Origin of the sequence: Nocardiopsis sp. NPDC006938 (assembly GCF_042869555.1) — a bacterium.
In the GTDB taxonomy this organism is placed as follows: Bacteria; Actinomycetota; Actinomycetes; order Streptosporangiales; family Streptosporangiaceae; genus Nocardiopsis.
The window spans coordinates 37,790-55,040 of sequence record NZ_JBIAGA010000004.1 but is presented as its reverse complement, the minus strand read 5'-3'; the positions used below and the strand labels follow the sequence as shown (position 1 = coordinate 55,040).

The following is a 17,251-nucleotide window of genomic DNA, read 5'->3' as shown; positions in this document are numbered from 1 at the left end:
GAGACCTCCGGGACGCCTGTCTCCAGGAGCGATCGGCCCGCTCAGTCCACCGGCACCGCCCGGTGGTGTCGGCCGAGAGGGAGCATCAGCGGCTTCCCCGAGGTGGGGTCGGTGATGACCTGGCTCTCCATGCCGAACACCGCACGCACCGTCTCCGGGGTGAGCACCCGCTCCGGCGGGCCCGCCGCGTGCAACCCTCCCCCAGCGAGCGCGATCAGGTGGTCGGCGTAGCGCGCCGCCAGGTTGAGGTCGTGCAGGACCAGCACGACCGTGGTCCCGCGCGCGACGTTGAGGTCGGTGAGCAGGTCCAGGACCTCCACCTGGTGGCTCACGTCCAGGAACGTGGTCGGCTCGTCCAACAGGAGCAGGTCAGTGCGCTGGGCCAGCGCCATCGCGATCCACACCCTCTGGCGCTGCCCGCCGGAGAGCTCGTCCACGGGCCGGTCGGCGAGCTCCACCGTCCGCGTCGCCTCCAGGGCCTCGGCGACCGCTTCGTCGTCCCTTCCGCTCCAGCGGGTGAACAACCGCTGGTGGGGGTGGCGTCCGCGACCCACGAGGTCGCTCACCGTGATGCCCTCCGGGGCCACCGGCGACTGCGGGAGCAGGCCCAGGGTCCGCGCGACCTCCTTGGGCGGCATGAGGTGCACCTCCCTGCCGTCCAGCAGGACCCGGCCGGAGCGCGGCGCCAACAGCCGCGACATCGAGCGCAGCAGGGTGGACTTGCCGCACGCGTTGGCGCCGACGATCGCGGTGATCCGGCCCGGCGGCACGGCCAGGTCCAGGGAGTCGATGACGTCGCGGTCCTTGTACCCGAGTGTCAGGTCCTCGACGAGGAGCGAGTGGTCCGTGGTCACAGGGAGCCTCCCACGCGGTTGCTGCGGATGATGAGGTAGACGAGGTAGGGGGCGCCGAGCACGCCGGTGACGACCCCGACCGGGAAGCGGGTCCCGAAGGCGAACTGGCCGCAGAAGTCGGCGACCAGGACCAACAGGGCGCCCACCAGGGCGGAGGGCACCAGCAGCGAACCGTCCGAACCCACCAGGCGGGCGGCGATCGGCCCGGCCAGGAAGGCCACGAACGCGATCGGCCCGGACGCGGCGGTGGCGAAGGCGATGAGCCCGACCGCTCCGACGACCACCAGGAGCCGGGTGCGGTCCACCCGGACCCCCAGGGCCGAGGCGGTGTCGTCGCCCAGTTGCAGCGCCGCCAGGTTGTCGGACTGCGCCAGGAGCAGCGGTGTGATCAGGACCAGGGCGGCCACCACCGGAAGCGTCTGGTTCCATCCGGCTCCGTTGAGGCTGCCGGTGAGCCAGCGCATCGCCTCCTGGTGGTCCCAGGTGGCCGCGCGGTCCAGGATGTGGGAGGTGATGCTGTGGAGCATGGCCGCGACGCCGATCCCGATCAGGATGAGCCGGGTGCCCGAGACCCCGTCCTTGTACGACAGCAGGTAGATCACCAGCGCCACTCCGAGCCCGGCGACGATCGCGAAGACCGACACTCCGGCCCCGTCCAGCGAGAGCACCACGATCGCGAAGGTCGCCGCCGCGCTCGCCCCGGCACTGATACCGATGATGTCCGGGCTGGCCAGGGGGTTGCGCAGCATGGTCTGGAAGGTGACTCCGGCGAGCCCGAAGCACGCCCCGGCGGCGATCGCGAGCACGGCGCGGGGCAGGCGGAGCCGTCCGACCGTGAAGGAGGCGCCGGGGACGTCCTGGCCGAGGACCACCCGGACGACGTCGCCCGGCGGGTAGAAGGTCTGTCCCACCATGAGCGTGACGGAGAAGCCGACCACGAGCAGGAGGGCGAGGACGACGATCACGGCGTTCCGTCGGCGCGCCCGGCGCGCGCGACCGCGCGTGACGGTCGCGACGGTGGAGATGGTCACAGGGAACGAACCTTCTGACGTCGGACGATGTAGATGAAGAAGGGGGCGCCCACGAGTGCGGTCACGATCCCCACATCGATCTGCCCCGGGCGGGCCACCACGCGGCCGACCACGTCGGCGGCGGTCAGCAGCGAGGCGCCGGTCAGGGCCGAGAACGGCAGCAGCCAGCGGTGGTCGACGCCCACGAGCAGGCGGCACACGTGCGGGATCACGAGACCGACGAACCCGATCGGGCCGGTGACGGCGGTGCTGGCGCCGCACAGCACGACGGAGCCGACCGAGGCGGTGACCCGCGAGATCGCGACGCGCTCGCCCAGGCCCGCGGCGAGGTCGTCGCCCAGCGCCAGGAGGTTGAGGCCCCGGGCGGAGAGCAGGCACACGACGAACCCGACCACCAGGAAGGGCAGCACGTGGGAGATGGACGCGAACGTGCCGCCGCCCACACCGCCGATCTGCCAGGAGCGGACCCCGTCGGCGATGTCGTTGCGGGGCAGCACGACGGCGCTGATGAACGAGGACAACGCGGCGGAGGTGGCGGCACCGGCCAGGGCCAGCTTCAGCGGACTCGCGCCGCCCCGGCCCAGGGAGCCGATGACGTGCACGAACAGGGCCGTGACGGCCGCGCCGACGATACCGGCCCAGATGAAGCCGGTGGCCGTGGCCAGACCGAGGTGGGCCATGCCGATGACGACGGCCAGCGAGGCGCCCATGTTGACGCCCAGGATGCCGGGGTCGGCCAGCGGGTTGCGGGTCACGCCCTGCATGACCGCGCCGGAGACCCCGAGCGCCGCTCCCACGAGCACGGCGAGCAGGGTCCGGGGGATGCGCTTGGCCACGGCCGCCTCGTCGAAGCCCTCGACCGATCCGCCGAAGGCCGCCACGATGTCGGCCCACTGGACGTCGCGGGAGCCGACCGACACGGAGAGGAACATCAGGGCCAACAGGACGGCCAGGACCAACAGGAGCCAGAGGGGTCGGCCCCGGCGCGGGGACCGCACGGTGGCGGTCCCCGCCTCGGGGGTTGCGGTTCGGGTGGTCACTTCGCTCCGTCAGCGGCCTCGGCCAGGAGCGACAGGTAGTCGTCGAGAATCCACGAGATCGACAGCGGGGTCGGGTTGGCGGCGGTGCCGAGCGGGCTGTCGCCGGGCAGGTTGACCACGGCCCCGTTCTCGACGGCGGGCATCTGCGACAGCAGCGGGTCGCCCTCCAGCGCCTCGACCAGCTCCTCGCCGCCATAGGTGACGATGATCTCGACGTCGTCGAAGGCGTCGGCCCGCTCGGCGCTGTGGGTGAGGGAGAACTGGTCGGTCTCGGCGGATGCGGTGGCGACGCTCTCGGGGGTGACCATGCCGATGTCCTCGAAGAACAGCGCCCGGGTGTCGTGGGTGGTGTAGAAGCTGACCTCGCTGAGGTCGGTGGTGTCCACGTGCGTCATGAACATCGCCGCCGCGCCCGCGATCTGCGGGTACTCGGCGACCGCGGCGTCGATCCCGGCCTCCAGGTCGGCGATGAGCTCCGCGCCCTCGTCGGCCTTGCCGATGGCGGTGCTGTTGAGCTCGATGGTGTCGCGCCAGGAGGTGCCCCAGGCGGTCTCCGGGTAGGCGACGACGGGGGCGATCTCGCTCAGGGTGTCGTAGTCCTCCTGGGTGAGACCGGAGTAGGCGGCGAGGATGACGTCGGGCCGGGTGTCGGCGACGGCCTCGAAGTCGATGCCGTCGGTCTCGTCGAAGAGGACGGGTGTCTCGGCGTCCAGGTCCTCGAGCTTCTCCTCGACCCACGGGAGCACGCCGTTGCCGTCGTCGTCACCGAAGGTGGCGGCGGCCATGCCGACCGGGACGACGCCCAGGGCGAGCGGGACCTCGTGGTTGGCCCAGTTGACCGTGGCGACGCGTTCCGGCTCGGAGTCGATGGTGGTCGTGCCGAGGGCGTGCTCGACGGTGACGGGGGTCCAGTCTCCCGAGTCGGTGCCGCTCCCACCGGAGGGCGTGGAGGAGCAGGCGGCGAGGGTGAGGGGGATGAGGGCGGCGGTGGCGATCGCGGCCAGCCGTGGGGCGCGGGTCATGGTGTCCTTCCGGTGGTGACCAACCCCGGAAACCGGGAGTTAGGTTTGCCTAACCGAATTTAGGGTGCACTCACCTGGTTCGCAATCGCGCAAAAGGGACACCGAACCTCGCGAAACGGACAGGTCGCCGCTCGTCACTGGAGACGGAACCGACCCGGACTCGTGCCCGTCACCCTCCGGAAGACCGCGCCGAAGGCGCTCGCCGAGCGGTAACCGACCCGCTCGGCGACCTCCTCGATCTCCTCCCCCACCGCCAGCAGCCCGATCGCGTGCTGCACCCGGGCGGCCGCCACCCACTGACTGAACCCCAGACCGGTCTGCGCGCGGAAGGCCCGGGTGACGGTCCGGGGGCTCACTTCAAGCCGGGCGGCCCACGCGGCCAGGGTCGTGCCGTCGGCGGGGTCCTCGCGCACGGCGGCGACGATCGGCTCCAGGAGCGCGGCGTCGGGAACGCGCAGCAGCAGCTCGACCGGGGACGGGGCCAACAGGTCGAGGACCACCGCCTCGGTGCGGGCGCGCGCGGCCCCGTCCAGTTCCTCGGTGGCGAGCCGGTCCAGCAGCAGGCGCAGCAGCGGCGTGACCTCGACCGCGACGGTGGTGTCGGCCAGGGCCGGGACCGCGCGCACGCTGAACTGCGCCGCGTGGTGCCACGTGCCCGCCGGCGTCCACCCCGAGTGCGGGGTACCGGCCGGAATCCACAGGCCGACCGACGGGGTGATGGTCCACACGCGCGCCCCGGTCGTGGCCGTGGACGCGCCCCTCCGGTTCCAGAGCAGCTCGTGCGTGGGGTGGGAGTGCTCCTCCCAGTAGGTGTCGCGGGCGATCACCTCGCCGGTACCGCGCACCACGAAGGGGACGTCGATCTCGCCCGCCCCGTAGGAGGGCAGGCTGCGGTTCTCCGCCGCGCCCGAGCGTACGCCCCGTCGGCGCCGCGTCCTGTCCTGTTCGACCACGTCGCACAGGCTATGCCGGAACACCACCATGAACCAAGGTGAGCCTGCCCTTACCCACACCGTGCGCGCAGTCGGCCCCGCGCCGAGCCGGGGGGAGTCACGCGCCCGGTTCGACCTCCGCACCCGTGTCCAGCGCCCGCCGCACGCGGGAATCCCGGCACGGTCGGGAGACGGGAACCGGCGACCGGCCTGGCTCGCGAGCACACCCGGCGGTCACCGGCCGGGCTCGCGAGCACACCCGGCGGTCACGGGGCGGGCGCGACCACGCGGCCCGACTCCAGGGCGATGACGTGGTCGGCGTCCTCGGCCTCCTCCGCGACGTGGGTCGCGTGCACGACCGTGACACCCTCGGCCGCGACCTCGGCGACCAGCGCCCGCATCCGCTTCATGGAACTCCGGTCGAGTCCCGCCGAGGGCTCGTCCAGCAGCAGCGACGCCGCCTCCTGCGCCAGCCCCTGGGCGATCAGGGCGCGTTGGCGCTGACCCCCCGAGAGCTCCCCCAGCCTCCGTTGGGCCAGGTCGGCCACGCCGGTGCGCTCCATGCAGGCGTCGACCACCGCGTGGTCGCGGCGGGTGAGCGGGCGCCACCAGCCCCGGTGCGCCCACCGCCCCATGGCGACGGTGGCCCGCACGGTGAGCGGCAGCGCGTCCGGCACCGCGCTGCGCTGCACGACGAACGCGGGCCGCCCGACCCGGGGCGTCACCGTTCCGCTCCGCGGCCGGACCGTGCCCGCCAGCACCCCGAGCAACGTGGACTTGCCCGCCCCGTTGGCCCCCACCAGGGCGGTGACGGCTCCCTCGGGGACCTCGGCGGTGACGCCTCGCAGGACGTCCGTCCCGCCGTAGCCCGCGTACAGGTTGTCCAGTCTCATGCCCGACCCCCGGTTCCGGTGTCCGGGTCGGCACGATCCGACCCGATGTGAAAACGATAATGGTTATCGTTATAGAGTGTCCCATCATGGAAGCACTGATCGAACCCTTCGGGGTCACGTTCGTCCAGCGTGCGCTCTGGGCGGGGCTGCTGGTCTCGGCCGTCTGCGCCATCGCCGGCACCTGGGTGGTCCTGCGGGGCATGGCCTTCCTCGGGGACGCGATGTCGCACGGCATGCTGCCCGGGGTCGCCCTGGCCGCACTGTTCGGACAGAGCCTGTTCGTGGGCGCCGCCCTGGCGGCCGGGGCCATGGCCGCCGGAGTCACGGCCCTGAGCCGCTCCCCCCGGCTGTCGCAGGACACCAGCATCGGGCTGCTGTTCGTGGGCATGCTCTCGGTGGGCGTGATCCTGGTGTCGCACTCGGCGTCCTTCGCCGTCGACCTCACCGCCTTCCTCTTCGGTGACGTCCTCGCCGTGCGCGAACGCGACCTGCTCCACCTGGGGCTCTCCCTCGCGGCCGCGCTGGTGGTCGCGGCCGTCGGGCACCGGGCGTTCGTCGCCCTGGCCTTCGACCCCCGCAAGGCGCACACCCTGGGGCTGGCGCCGCGTGTGGCACACGCCGCGCTGCTGGGCCTGGTCACCCTCGCCGTCGTCGCGTCGTTCCACGTGGTCGGCACGCTCCTGGTGTTCGGACTGCTCATCGCCCCGCCCGCGGCGGCGCTGCTGTGGGCCCGCAGCATCCCGGGGATCATGCTCACCGCCGCCCTGCTGGGCGGCGCCGCCACCTACGTCGGCCTGCTCGTCTCCTGGCACTGGGAAACCGCCGCCGGGGCGACCATCGCGGCCACGGCCGTGGCGTTCTTCTTCGTCTCGGCCCTGGCCTCCGGGCTGCGCTCACGCGGGTTCGCCGGACGACGCCCACCGACCGACGCGTGCCCCGCCGACCACGCGACCCCGATCACCACCCTGGAAGGAACGGTGACACCGTGACCCGCCGACACCGCACCGCCGCCCTGGGAGCGGCCACCCTGATCACCCTGCTGGCCGGCTGCTCCGGCGGCGGCACCGCCGCCGAACCCGAGCCCGAGGAGGAGACGCCCCACGGGTACGTCGAGGGAGCCGAGGAAGCGGCCGAGCCACAGCTCCGGTTGGTCGTGGCCGACACCGACACCGGCCGGGTGCGACTCCTCGACCTGATCACCGAGGAGGTCACGGAGCTGGGCGAGGTTCCGGGAGTGGACGGCGTCATGGGCGACGGCCGCTTCGCCTACCTGAGCTCATCCGACGAAGGGACCACCGAGGTCTTCGACAGCGGGGTGTGGACCGTGGACCACGGAGACCACAACCACTACTACCGGACCGCCTCCGGAGACGTCGGGGCCCTGGACCTGTCCGACCCCGCGCACGTGGTCACCGACACCGCGCTCACCTCGGTCACCACTGGCCGGGGCGCGTCACTGCTGCTGGAGAGGGCGGAGCTGGAGGACGGGACGGTCGCCACCGCGGGCGTCCGTGTCGACGAGGGGACCACCGTCCTGCCCTACCAGGGGGCGCTGGTCGCCGTGGACGCCGACGGGACCGTCCGTGCGCTCGACCGCGACGGCGAACCCCAGGCCGACCCGGGCGCGACCTGCACCGACCCCGACGGTGCCGCCCTCACCCGCCGGGGCCTGGTGGTCGGCTGCTCGGAGGGGACCCTCCACGTCACCGAGGAGGACGGCGACCTGACCGCCTCGACCCTCCCCCACCCGGGTGAGGGACGCGGCGGCCCCTTCCTCCACCGTTCCGGGTCCGCCGTCCTGGCCGCGCTTCCCGACGACGACACCCTGTGGGTCCTGGACCTGGCCGTCCCCGAGTGGCGGGCCCACGACCAGCCCGGCACCGTCGCCGCGACGACGACCGGCGAGGAGGGACCGGTCCTGGCCCTGGCCGACGACGGAACCCTGCGCGCGCTCGACCCGCGAACCGGCGAGGAGGAGGCCGCCACCGCCCTGCTGGACACGGTGGACCCCGAGCACCCGCCCACACTCGCGGCCGACACCTCCCGCGCCTACGTCAGCGACCCCGGCGCCGGGGTCGTCCACGAGATCGACTACGCCGACGACCTCCGTGTGGCCCGCACCCTCGAACCGGGGATCGCGCCGCACCTGATGATCCAGACCGGACGGTGACCACCATGCTGCCCCGACGCCCCCTCGCCGCACTCGCCGCCGCCTCCCTCACCCTCATGGTGGTCTCCTGTTCCCCGGAGGAGGCCGGTACCGGGATCGTGGTGACCACCAACATCCTCGGCGACGTCACCGCGCGGATCGTCGGTGACCAGGTCCCGGTCACCGTGCTGATGCCGCCCGACACCGACCCGCACTCCTTCGCGATCTCGGCCCGCGAGGCCGCGACCCTGGAGAACGCCGACCTGGTGGTCCACAACGGCCTCGGCCTGGAGGAGGGTGTCGCCCGCAACGTGGCGGCCGCCGAGGAGGCGGGGGTGCCCGCCCTGGAGGTCGGCTCGGGCGTCGACCCGCTGCCCTACACCTCCGACGAGAGCGAGGGCGAGCCCGACCCACACTTTTGGACCGACCCGGCACGGGTCCTCACGGCCGTCGACCTGATCACCGAACGGGTCATCGAGGAGGTCGACGGGGTCGACGCGGACACCGTGCGGGCCAACGCCGAGACCTACGCGGCCGAGCTGGACGAGCTCGACGCGTGGATGGGCGAGGAGTTCGCCGCCCTGCCCGCCGAGAACCGCAGGCTCGTCACCAACCACCACGTCTTCGGCTACCTCGCCGACCGCTACGACTTCGAGGTGATCGGCGCCGTGATCCCCAGCGGGACCACCCTGGCCTCGCCCAGCACCTCCGACCTCAAGGACCTCTCCGACGCCGTCGCGGAGGCGGGCGTCGCCGCCGTCTTCGCGGACTCCTCCCAGCCCGACCGGCTGGCCACCGTGATGGCCGAGGAGGCCGGGGTGGAGATCGAGGTGGTCCCGCTCTTCACCGAGTCCCTGAGCGCGGAGGGCGGCGGCGCCGAAACCTACCTGGAGATGATGCGCGCCAACACCGAGGCGATCACCGCCGGGCTCCGGGACGACTGAGTCCCGCCCCACTGGGCCCCGCCCCTTCGATCCCGCCCCCCGACCCCCCGCACCACCCATCCCTGAGAGAGAAGAAGCATGCGTTCGAACCGCACCATCCGCGCGGCGGCCCTGCCCGCCCTGCTCTCCGCCGGTCTCCTCCTGACCGCCTGCGGAACCGGAACCGACGACGGCGCCGCGGGCGCCGACGAGGAGGAGGCCACAGCCGAGACCGTGGCCACGGAGCCCCTCGTCACCACCTACGACGGCGGCCTGTACGTCCTGGACGGCCAGACCCTGGAGGTGGTCGCCGACCTCCCCCTGGAGGGCTTCAACCGGATCAATCCCGCCGGGGACGACCGGCACGTGTTCGTCTCCACGTCGGAGGGCTTCCAGGTCCTGGACGCCGCCGGGGCCGAACTCACCGACACCCTCTTCGAGGCCGACACCCCCGGCCACGTGGTGCGCCACGGCGGCCGGACCGTCCTGTTCGCCGACGGCACCGGAGAGGTCACCGCCTTCGACACCGACGCACTGGGCTCGGGCCTGCCCGAGGAGACCGACGTCCACACCACCGAGGAGGCGCACCACGGGGTGGCGGTCGAGCTGGAGAACGGCGAGATGCTGCTCACCCTCGGCAACGAGGAGGAGCGTGTCGGCGCGCTGGTCCTGGACGCCGACGGGGAGGAGATCGCCCGCAGCGAGGACTGCCCGGGCGTGCACGGAGAGAGCGCGGCCCAGGGCGGAGCCGTGGCCATCGGATGCCAGGACGGCGCGCTGATCTACCAGGACGGCGCGTTCACCAAGGTCACGAGCCCGGACGACTACGGGCGGATCGGCAACCAGGCCGGTTCGGACGCCTCGCCGGTCATCCTGGGCGACTACAAGAGCGACCCCGACGCCGAACTGGAGCGCCCCGAGCGCGTCGCCCTGGTCGACACCGCCGGGGGCGACCTGGAACTGGTCGACCTGCCCTCCAGCTACACCTTCCGTTCCCTGGGCCGGGGACCGGCCGGTGAGGCCCTGGTGCTGGGCACCGACGGCGCGCTGCACGAGATCGACCCCGACTCGGGCGAGCTCACCCGCAGCATCGAGCTGATGGACTCCTGGGAGGAGCCCGTGGAGTGGCAGGACCCCCGGCCCGCGCTGTTCGTGCGCGGGGGCACCGCCTACGTGAGCGACCCGTCCACCAGCGAGGTGCACGCGGTGGACCTGGCCTCCGGTGAGGTCACCGGCTCGGTGACGCTGGACGAGGCCCCCAACGAGCTGAGCGGCGTCGCCCACTAGCGATCGTTCGGCTCCGCCGCCCGGCGGACGGATGGCCACGGCTCGGGTGCCCAGGCGCGAACGCGCGGGCGCCCGGGCCGTTCCCCGTCCCCCGCCTCCGTGATGGGACGGGGCGGTCGGCCCCAGCCTCCGGCCAGGGCCTCAGGGCGCCGCCGGTCCCGTGGAGTCGCGGATCACCAGATGCGCGGGCAGCACCACCCTCTGCGGGGCGGGGTGCGCCGTGGAGAGCGAGCCCTTCCGGAGCAGGAGTTCGACCGCCACCCGGCCCGCCTCGTCCTCGGGGCCCGCCAGGGTGGTCAGGGCGGGTACGCAGAGGTCGGCACCGAAGATGTCGTCGTATCCGACCACGCTCACCCGGCCGGGGACCCCGACGCCGCGTTCGGCGAGGCGGCGCAGGACACCGATCGCGAGCAGGTCGTTGTGGGCCACCAGCGCGGTCGCCCCGGACACGAGGGCGGCGTCGGCCGCGGCGCCCCCACCGCTGACCTTGGGCGGGAACGGGCCGAGGCGGGCGATGGTGATCCCGCGCCGTTCGGCGGCCGACCTGAGCGCCTTCCAGCGCTCGTTGGCGAGCCAGGACTGGTGCGGGCCGGAGAGGTAGACGACGGACCTGTGCCCGAGCGAGGCCAGGTGCTCGACGATCTGCCAGCTGCCCGGGCCGCTGTCGACGACCACGCCGGGGAGGCCGTCGACCTCGCGGTTGACCAGCGCCAGGTTGTGGCTCTGGGCGATCCCCACGGTCGTCTCGTCGCTCATGCGGCTGGCCGCCAGCACGAAGCCGTCCACCGAGTGGTCCAGTCGTTCGATCTGGTTGCGTTCGTTGGCGGCCGACTCCTCGGTGTTGCCGAGGATGAAGGTAACCCCAGCCTCGCTCGCGCGGCGTTCCGCGCCGCGGATCGTCCCGAAGAAGTGCGGGTTGGTGATGTCGGGGACCAACATCGCGATGGTCGCCTTGTGCCCGGACTGTAGGGCCGTGGCCAGGGGGCTGGGCCGGTAACCGAGCCGTTCGGCGACCCGCAGGACGTGCTCGCGCGTGGTCGCGTTCACCCTGCGGGGGTTGCCGAAGGTCCGGGAGACCGTGGAGGGGGCCACCCCCGCCTCGGCCGCGACGTCGTAGATGGTGGTGCGCCTCGGAGTGTTCATCTCGCCCCCTTCCTACCGGGTTGTGACAACTTTTGGCAATCGCTTGCCATTGCTGTGAACGGAAACCTAGAGTTCACAAAAGTGTGACAACCACCATGTCCACGGCTCGCTGATCTGCGCAAAGCCGTGTCCTCCCGACTGGAGCGACTGGGATGACCCAACCCCCCGACCCGAACGACACCGGGCCCCCGAGTCCCGCACGGAGGGTGGTCCGCTGCCTGGAAAGGGCCGAACTCGCCGTCGGCGCCCTGCTGCTCACCCTCGTCTTCGCCCTGATGCTGGTCCAGGCGACCCAGCGCCACCTGCCGGTCGCGGGCTGGGTCTGGACCGGCGAACTCGCCCGGTTCGGCCTGGTGTGGCTGACCTTCTCCCTGGTCGGATACCTGGTGGGCCGCGACGAGCACATCACCCTGAAGCTCGTCGACCACGTCGCCCGCGGTCGGGTCCTGCGCGGGGTGTGGGTCCTGGCCAACGTCGTCGTCGCGGCGGTCTCCTTCGGGTTCGTGCTCGAAGCGGCCTCGCTGGTCTTCGGCGGCTCGCCGCAGTCCACTCCCGCCCTCGACATCCCCCTGTCCTGGACCTACGTCATCCCCATGATCGGACTCTCCCTGGCCGCGCTGCGCGCACTGGCCAACACCCTCCTCCCCGCGCCTCCCGCCCTGGAGTCCTCCCCCGGGGAGCGTGTCGAATGAGCGCGGCACTGATCGTCACCGGGATTCTCGTCCTCCTGCTGCTCCGGGTCCCCGTGGCCTTCGCGATCCTCGGTCCGACCCTGCTCTACATGCTCGTCACGGACCAGTCGACCGGGCTGAGCCTGCGCACCGCGGCCCAGGAGGTCAACAGCTTCCCGCTGCTCGCCGTCCCCCTGTTCGTCCTACTCGGGGTGGTCGCCAACCACACGGGGATCGCGGACCGCATCTTCGCCTTCGCCCAGGTGCTGTTCGGCCGGGTGCGCGCCAGCCTGGGCTACGTGAACATCGGCGTCAGCGTCGGCTTCTCGTGGATCAGCGGCACCGCCCTGGCCGACGTCGCGGGCATGGGCAAGATGCTCGTCCCGGCCATGACCAGCCGGGGCTACCCCCGGCGTTTCGCCCTGGGGCTGACCGCCTCCTCCAGCCTCATCAGCCCGGTGATGCCGCCGAGCATCCCCGCCATCGTCTACGCCTCGGTGGCCGCGGTCTCCACCGCCGCCCTGTTCGCCGCCGCGGTCGTCCCGGCGGTGCTCATCGCGGGCGGACTGGCGCTGTACGTGTTCGTCTGGAGCCGCAGACAGCCCCAGCTCGCCGGACGGCGCTCGGCACCCGGGGAGTTCCGCTCCGCGGCCCTGCGCGTCATCGGCCCCCTGGGGGCGCCGGCCCTGCTCCTCGGCGGCATCCTCAGCGGCCTGTTCACCCCGACCGAGGCGGCCGCCGTCGGCGTCGCCTACGTCCTCGTCCTCGGGTTCTGCTACCGGCGCCTCACCCTGCGCTCGCTGTGGGGCATCGCGGTGGAGACCATCACCACGGCGGCGTCCATCACCCTCATCCTGGCCGCCTCGGGGCTGCTGGGCTGGGTCCTGGCCCGTGAGCGGGTCCCGCAGGAGATCGCCGCGTTCCTGCTCGGTTTCACCGACAACCCCGTCGTGTTCCTGCTGCTGGTGAACGTGGCGCTGATCCTCATCGGCACCATCCTGGAGCCCATCGCGGCCCTGGTCATCACGGTGCCCGTGCTCCTGCCCATCGCCGTGCAGTTCGGCGTCGACCCGGTCCACTTCGGGGTGATCGCCATCGTGAACCTGATGATCGGCCTGCTCACCCCGCCCATCGGCGGCGTGCTGTTCGTCCTGGGATCGGCCACCCGGACACCCATGCACGAGGTGTTCCGCGGCACCGCGCCGTTCCTGATCCCGCTCCTGGCGGTCCTCGGCCTGCTCACCGTGGCGCCCGAGCTCGTCCTGTTCCTCCCCGGCCGACTCGGCCTGTAGGGCGCCGTCCCCCGGACGGCGCCCCCGTCCCCCGACCACACCCTCTCCCCTCGCCCCACCGAAAGGCCCCACCATGAACACCGGCCTCCGCGCCGCCGCGCTCCTGCCAGCGGCCGCGCTGCTCCTCACCGCCTGCGGCACGGGCGGCGACGACACCGACGGCCCCGTCCTCACCTTCTCCAACAGCTACACCGACGAACACCCGCACACCCGATGCGGCATCGACCTGGTGGCAGCACACGTCGAGGAGGCCGACGCCGGGTTCCGTGTGGACACCTTCCCCGGCAGTCAGCTGGGGGACAACACCGAGACCTTCGCGTCGGTGATGTCCGGCGACATCGACATGGACGTGCAGGGCTCGGCGGCCCTGGGCTCCGCCCACCAGCCGATCGGTGTCTTCGACGCCGCGTACGCCTTCGACGACGCCGACCACATGTTCTCCTTCTTCGACTCCGAGGCCGCCGAAGCCGTGAAGCAGGGTTTCGAGGAGGCCACCGGGGCGAAGATCCTCGACGTCTGGTACTTCGGGGACCGACACTTCACCGCCAACCAGCCGATCCGCACGCCCGCCGACCTCTCCGGCCTGCGGATGCGGTTCCCCGACTCCCCCATCTACCTCGCCAACGCCGAGGCCATGGGAGCCTCCCCCACGACGGTCGCCTTCGAGGAGGTCTACATGGCGCTCCAGCAGGGGACCGTGGACGGCCAGGAGAACCCGATCGCGACCGTGGACGCCGACAACTACTCCGAGGTGCAGTCCCACCTCAGCCTCTCCGGGCACCAGATCGGCTCCCAGATGATCGTGGTCTCCGGACAGACCTGGGAACGGCTCTCCGAAACACAGCAGGAGGTGCTCCAGGAGGCGGTCAGCCAGGTGCGTGAGGAGAACCGCGCCTGCATCGAGGAGGCGGAGGCGGAGGTCCTCTCCGTGTGGGAGGCCGACGGAGCCATGGAGGTCGTCGACGACGTGGACGTGGAGGCCTTCCGCGCCCGGGCCCACGAGCACTTCCTGTCCACGCTGGAGGGCGAGGAACTGGAGCTGTACGAGGCCTTCCGCGAGTCCGCCTGACCCGGGGCCGGTTGGTACCCGAACACCACCGGCCCCGCCCCCTTGCATCCCCCACCGGGTCGGCAACGGTCCGGCGTGAACCCGCCCTCCCCGAGCACGGAAACGGAGCCTGAAGGACATGCGGCGATCCATCGCCACGGTCTCCCTCAGCGGAACCCTGGAAGAGAAACTGAACGCGGCCGCCCGGGTCGGCTTCGACGGCGTGGAGATCTTCGAGAACGACCTCCTCTCCTCGCCCCTGGCCCCGCGCGAGATCCGCGCCCTGGCCAGGGAGCTCGGCCTGACCATCGACCTCTACCAGCCCTTCCGCGACTTCGAGGGCGTGGACGACACACGGTGGGCGGCCAACCTGCGGCGGGCCGAGACCAAGTTCGCGCTCATGGTCGAACTCGGGGTGGACACCCTGCTCGTCTGTTCCAACGCGACGGCCTCGGCCCTCGACGACGACGCCCTGGCCGCGGCCCAGCTGCGTTCCCTGGCCGAGACCGCCGAGCCCTACGGGGTGCGCGTCGCCTACGAGGCACTCGCCTGGGGACGCCGTGTCTCGACCTACGCGCACTCCTGGCGGATCGTCGAAGCCGCCGACCACCCCTCGCTCGGCCTGTGCCTGGACAGCTTCCACATCCTCTCCAGGGGTGACGACCCCTCGGGCATCCGGGACATCCCCGCCGAGAAGATCCTCTTCCTCCAGCTGGCCGACGCTCCGCGCATGGACATGGACGTGCTCCAGTGGAGCCGCCACCACCGCTGCTTCCCCGGGCAGGGCGGCTTCGACCTGACGGAGTTCACCGGTCACGTGATCGCCGCCGGGTACCGGGGGCCGCTGTCCCTGGAGGTGTTCAACGACGTCTTCCGCGCCTCCGACCCGGACCGGACGGCGGCGGACGCCCTGCGCTCGCTGACCGCCCTGGAGGACGCGCTCGCCCGGGCTCGGGAGTCCGAGGACGCGGGACACCCCCGGGACCGGAGCACGGACGCCTCCGTGCACCTGAACCGGCTTCCCGACCCGGTACCACCCCGGAACCTGGCGTTCGTCGAGGTCGCGGCCGCCGACCCCGTCGCGGGGCGCGCCCGCTCGGTGCTGTCGGCGCTGGGGTTCGCGCACACCCGCGACCACCGGTCCAAACCCGTCGAACTCTGGGAGCACGGGCGCACCCGCGTCCTGCTCAACTCCGCCGACCCCCGGCTGGGACACACCTGGACCGGGGACGCGGCCGTGACCGCGCTGGGTGTCGAGGTCTCCGACCCGGCGCGTGCCGCGGCCAGGGCGGAGGCGCTCTCGGCCCCGGCCCTGTCCCGCCGCCGCGACCCCTCGGAGGCACGGATGCACGCGGTCGCCGCCCCCGACGGCACCGCCGTTTTCCTCTGCGCCCCCGAGAGGCCCGACGCGCCGGACTGGACGCGGGACTTCTCGGCACCTGCGGTGGACCACCGGACCGACGGGGCCCCGACCCCGGTCACCGGTGTCGACCACGTCGGGCTGCACCAGCCCTTCGACCACTTCGACGAGGCCTCCCTGTTCTACCGGACCCTGTTCGAGCTCTCCCCGTCGGAGAACACCGACCTCTCCTCTCCCGACGGGCTGGTCCGGAGCCGTGTCCTGACGCGGCCGGACCCGGGCTCGGGTCCGCGCATCGCGCTGAACGTGTCCGTCCTGGGACGGGGCCCCCGGGCCGACGCCGCAGGAGGGTCCCAGCACATCGCCCTGGCCTGTGACGACATCGTCGCCGTCGCCCGCGCGATGGTCGCCGCCGGAGAGCCCCCGATCCGGGTCCCCGACAACCACTACGACGACCTCGCCGCGAGGACGGATCTGTCCCCGGCCCGGATCGCCCTCATGCGCGACCTGGGCATCCTCCACGACAGCGACGGCGCGGGCGAGTTCTGGCACCTCTACACGCCCCTGCTGGGCGGCCGACTGTTCTTCGAGGTCGTGCAGCGCGTGAACGGTTATGAGGGGTACGGGGCGGCCAACACCCCGGTGCGGATGGCGGCGCACCGCGCCGGGCACCGTTCGGAGCAGCACACGTGAGGGGCCCGACGAGTGACGACGGGGACGCGCGGCCTCCGGCCCCCGCCTCCGACTCCCCCTCCTTCCTCGTGGGACTGATCGGTTCCGGGATCGGCCCCTCCCTGACACCGGCCATGCACGAGACGGAGGCCGCCGCGCTCGGTCGCCGCCTGGTCTACCGCCGGATCGACCTCGACACCTGGGACCTGCCCGCGTCGTCGGTCGGTGAACTGGTCCGCTCGGCCCCCCGCTACGGTTTCGACGGACTGAACATCACCCACCCCTGCAAGCAGCTCGTCCTCCCCCACCTGGACGAGCTCACCCCCGACGCGGCGGCGCTCGGCGCGGTGAACACGGTGGTGTTCGACGGCGCTCGTTCGGTCGGGCACAACACGGACTGGTCGGCGTTCGCGCGCTCCCTGGACCTGGGACTGCCCGCCGCGCCCCGGAACAGCGTGGTCCTGCTGGGCGCGGGCGGAGCGGGCGCGGCGGTCGCCCACGCCCTGATGACCGCCGGGGTGCGGGACCTGGCGGTGGTGGACACCGACCACGACCGGGCGAGCGGCCTCACCGGTGACCTCTCGGCCCGCTTTCCGGGGCGTCGGTGCCGGGCGGTGCCTCCCCCGGAGGTACCCGGGCTCCTCGGCGGGGCCGACGGGCTGGTGAACGCCACCCCGGCGGGGATGGCCCACCACCCGGACCCGCCGGTGGCCCCGGAGATCCTGCGACCCCACCTGTGGGTGGCCGACGTGGTCTACCGTCCGTTGCGCACCGCGCTGCTCGCCGAGGCCCAGAGGATCGGGTGCGCCACCCTGGACGGCGGCGGCATGGCGGTGTTCCAGGCCGCCCAGGCGTTGGAGCTGATCACGGGGCTGGTTCCGGACCACGACCGGATGGTGGCGCACTTCGCCGCCTCCGCTCGGGGCTGAGCACC

Annotated in this window: 16 protein-coding genes; 9 read left to right on the top strand and 7 right to left on the bottom strand. The window is 72.5% G+C overall.

The window, feature by feature from the left end; translation table 11 throughout:
* Nucleotides 1-41: 41 nt before the first annotated feature.
* From ACFYL4_RS07710 to aztA, 6 genes are all read right to left on the bottom strand, one after another.
* The gene (locus ACFYL4_RS07710) at nt 42-854 is read right to left on the bottom strand and encodes an ABC transporter ATP-binding protein (RefSeq protein WP_387517262.1); all 813 of its coding nucleotides are present in this window, start codon (nt 852-854) and stop codon (nt 42-44) included.
* Nucleotides 851-1,885 carry an iron chelate uptake ABC transporter family permease subunit gene (locus tag ACFYL4_RS07705; protein WP_357767864.1) on the bottom strand — a complete coding sequence of 345 codons (1,035 nt, stop codon included), beginning with the start codon at nt 1,883-1,885 and terminating at the stop codon, nt 851-853. Before ACFYL4_RS07705 ends, ACFYL4_RS07710 begins: the two co-directional genes overlap by 4 nt.
* A complete protein-coding gene (locus ACFYL4_RS07700; protein ID WP_387517260.1) occupies nt 1,882-2,925 on the bottom strand; it encodes a FecCD family ABC transporter permease in 1,044 nt (347 codons plus the stop codon). Before ACFYL4_RS07700 ends, ACFYL4_RS07705 begins: the two co-directional genes overlap by 4 nt.
* The gene (locus ACFYL4_RS07695) at nt 2,922-3,947 is read right to left on the bottom strand and encodes an iron-siderophore ABC transporter substrate-binding protein (protein ID WP_387517258.1); all 1,026 of its coding nucleotides are present in this window, start codon (nt 3,945-3,947) and stop codon (nt 2,922-2,924) included. The genes ACFYL4_RS07700 and ACFYL4_RS07695 overlap by 4 nt, the downstream gene beginning before the upstream one ends.
* Before the next feature lie 134 nt (nt 3,948-4,081).
* The gene (locus tag ACFYL4_RS07690; RefSeq protein WP_387517256.1) at nt 4,082-4,900 is read right to left on the bottom strand and encodes a helix-turn-helix domain-containing protein; all 819 of its coding nucleotides are present in this window, start codon (nt 4,898-4,900) and stop codon (nt 4,082-4,084) included.
* Nucleotides 4,901-5,145: 245 nt separating this feature from the next.
* Nucleotides 5,146-5,772 carry a zinc ABC transporter ATP-binding protein AztA gene (aztA, locus tag ACFYL4_RS07685; RefSeq protein WP_357767852.1) on the bottom strand — a complete coding sequence of 209 codons (627 nt, stop codon included), beginning with the start codon at nt 5,770-5,772 and terminating at the stop codon, nt 5,146-5,148.
* Between the two features lie 86 nt (nt 5,773-5,858).
* Here aztA and aztB point away from each other — a divergent pair, with 86 nt between their 5' ends.
* The 4 genes from aztB to aztD all read left to right on the top strand — a co-directional run bounded on the left by aztB (nt 5,859) and on the right by aztD (nt 10,131).
* Nucleotides 5,859-6,761, top strand: a complete 903-nt coding sequence (gene aztB / locus ACFYL4_RS07680; RefSeq protein WP_387517254.1) for a zinc ABC transporter permease AztB — start codon at nt 5,859-5,861, stop codon at nt 6,759-6,761.
* Nucleotides 6,758-7,942, top strand: coding sequence for an ABC transporter (locus ACFYL4_RS07675; protein WP_387517252.1), 1,185 nt, complete (start codon nt 6,758-6,760; stop codon nt 7,940-7,942). Before aztB ends, ACFYL4_RS07675 begins: the two co-directional genes overlap by 4 nt.
* A 5-nt stretch (nt 7,943-7,947) precedes the next feature.
* Nucleotides 7,948-8,865: a zinc ABC transporter substrate-binding protein AztC gene (aztC, locus tag ACFYL4_RS07670; protein WP_357767844.1), complete on the top strand. Its 918-nt coding sequence runs from the start codon at nt 7,948-7,950 to the stop codon at nt 8,863-8,865.
* Between the two features lie 78 nt (nt 8,866-8,943).
* Complete coding sequence (gene aztD / locus ACFYL4_RS07665) at nt 8,944-10,131, top strand: zinc metallochaperone AztD (protein WP_387517250.1); 1,188 nt, start codon at nt 8,944-8,946, stop codon at nt 10,129-10,131.
* A gap of 141 nt (nt 10,132-10,272) precedes the next feature.
* Here the strand turns inward: aztD and ACFYL4_RS07660 are convergent, their stop codons facing one another.
* Nucleotides 10,273-11,274: a LacI family DNA-binding transcriptional regulator gene (locus ACFYL4_RS07660; RefSeq protein ID WP_357767839.1), complete on the bottom strand. Its 1,002-nt coding sequence runs from the start codon at nt 11,272-11,274 to the stop codon at nt 10,273-10,275.
* Nucleotides 11,275-11,426: 152 nt separating this feature from the next.
* Here ACFYL4_RS07660 and ACFYL4_RS07655 point away from each other — a divergent pair, with 152 nt between their 5' ends.
* From ACFYL4_RS07655 to ACFYL4_RS07635, 5 genes are all read left to right on the top strand, one after another.
* A complete protein-coding gene (locus ACFYL4_RS07655; RefSeq protein WP_357767835.1) occupies nt 11,427-11,966 on the top strand; it encodes a TRAP transporter small permease subunit in 540 nt (179 codons plus the stop codon).
* Nucleotides 11,963-13,237: a TRAP transporter large permease gene (locus ACFYL4_RS07650; protein WP_387517247.1), complete on the top strand. Its 1,275-nt coding sequence runs from the start codon at nt 11,963-11,965 to the stop codon at nt 13,235-13,237. The genes ACFYL4_RS07655 and ACFYL4_RS07650 overlap by 4 nt, the downstream gene beginning before the upstream one ends.
* A 73-nt stretch (nt 13,238-13,310) precedes the next feature.
* Nucleotides 13,311-14,306, top strand: a complete 996-nt coding sequence (locus ACFYL4_RS07645; RefSeq protein WP_387517245.1) for a DctP family TRAP transporter solute-binding subunit — start codon at nt 13,311-13,313, stop codon at nt 14,304-14,306.
* A gap of 118 nt (nt 14,307-14,424) precedes the next feature.
* Complete coding sequence (locus ACFYL4_RS07640) at nt 14,425-16,338, top strand: TIM barrel protein (RefSeq protein ID WP_387517243.1); 1,914 nt, start codon at nt 14,425-14,427, stop codon at nt 16,336-16,338.
* Nucleotides 16,335-17,246, top strand: a complete 912-nt coding sequence (locus ACFYL4_RS07635; protein ID WP_357767825.1) for a shikimate dehydrogenase — start codon at nt 16,335-16,337, stop codon at nt 17,244-17,246. The genes ACFYL4_RS07640 and ACFYL4_RS07635 overlap by 4 nt, the downstream gene beginning before the upstream one ends.
* Nucleotides 17,247-17,251 lie beyond the last annotated feature (5 nt).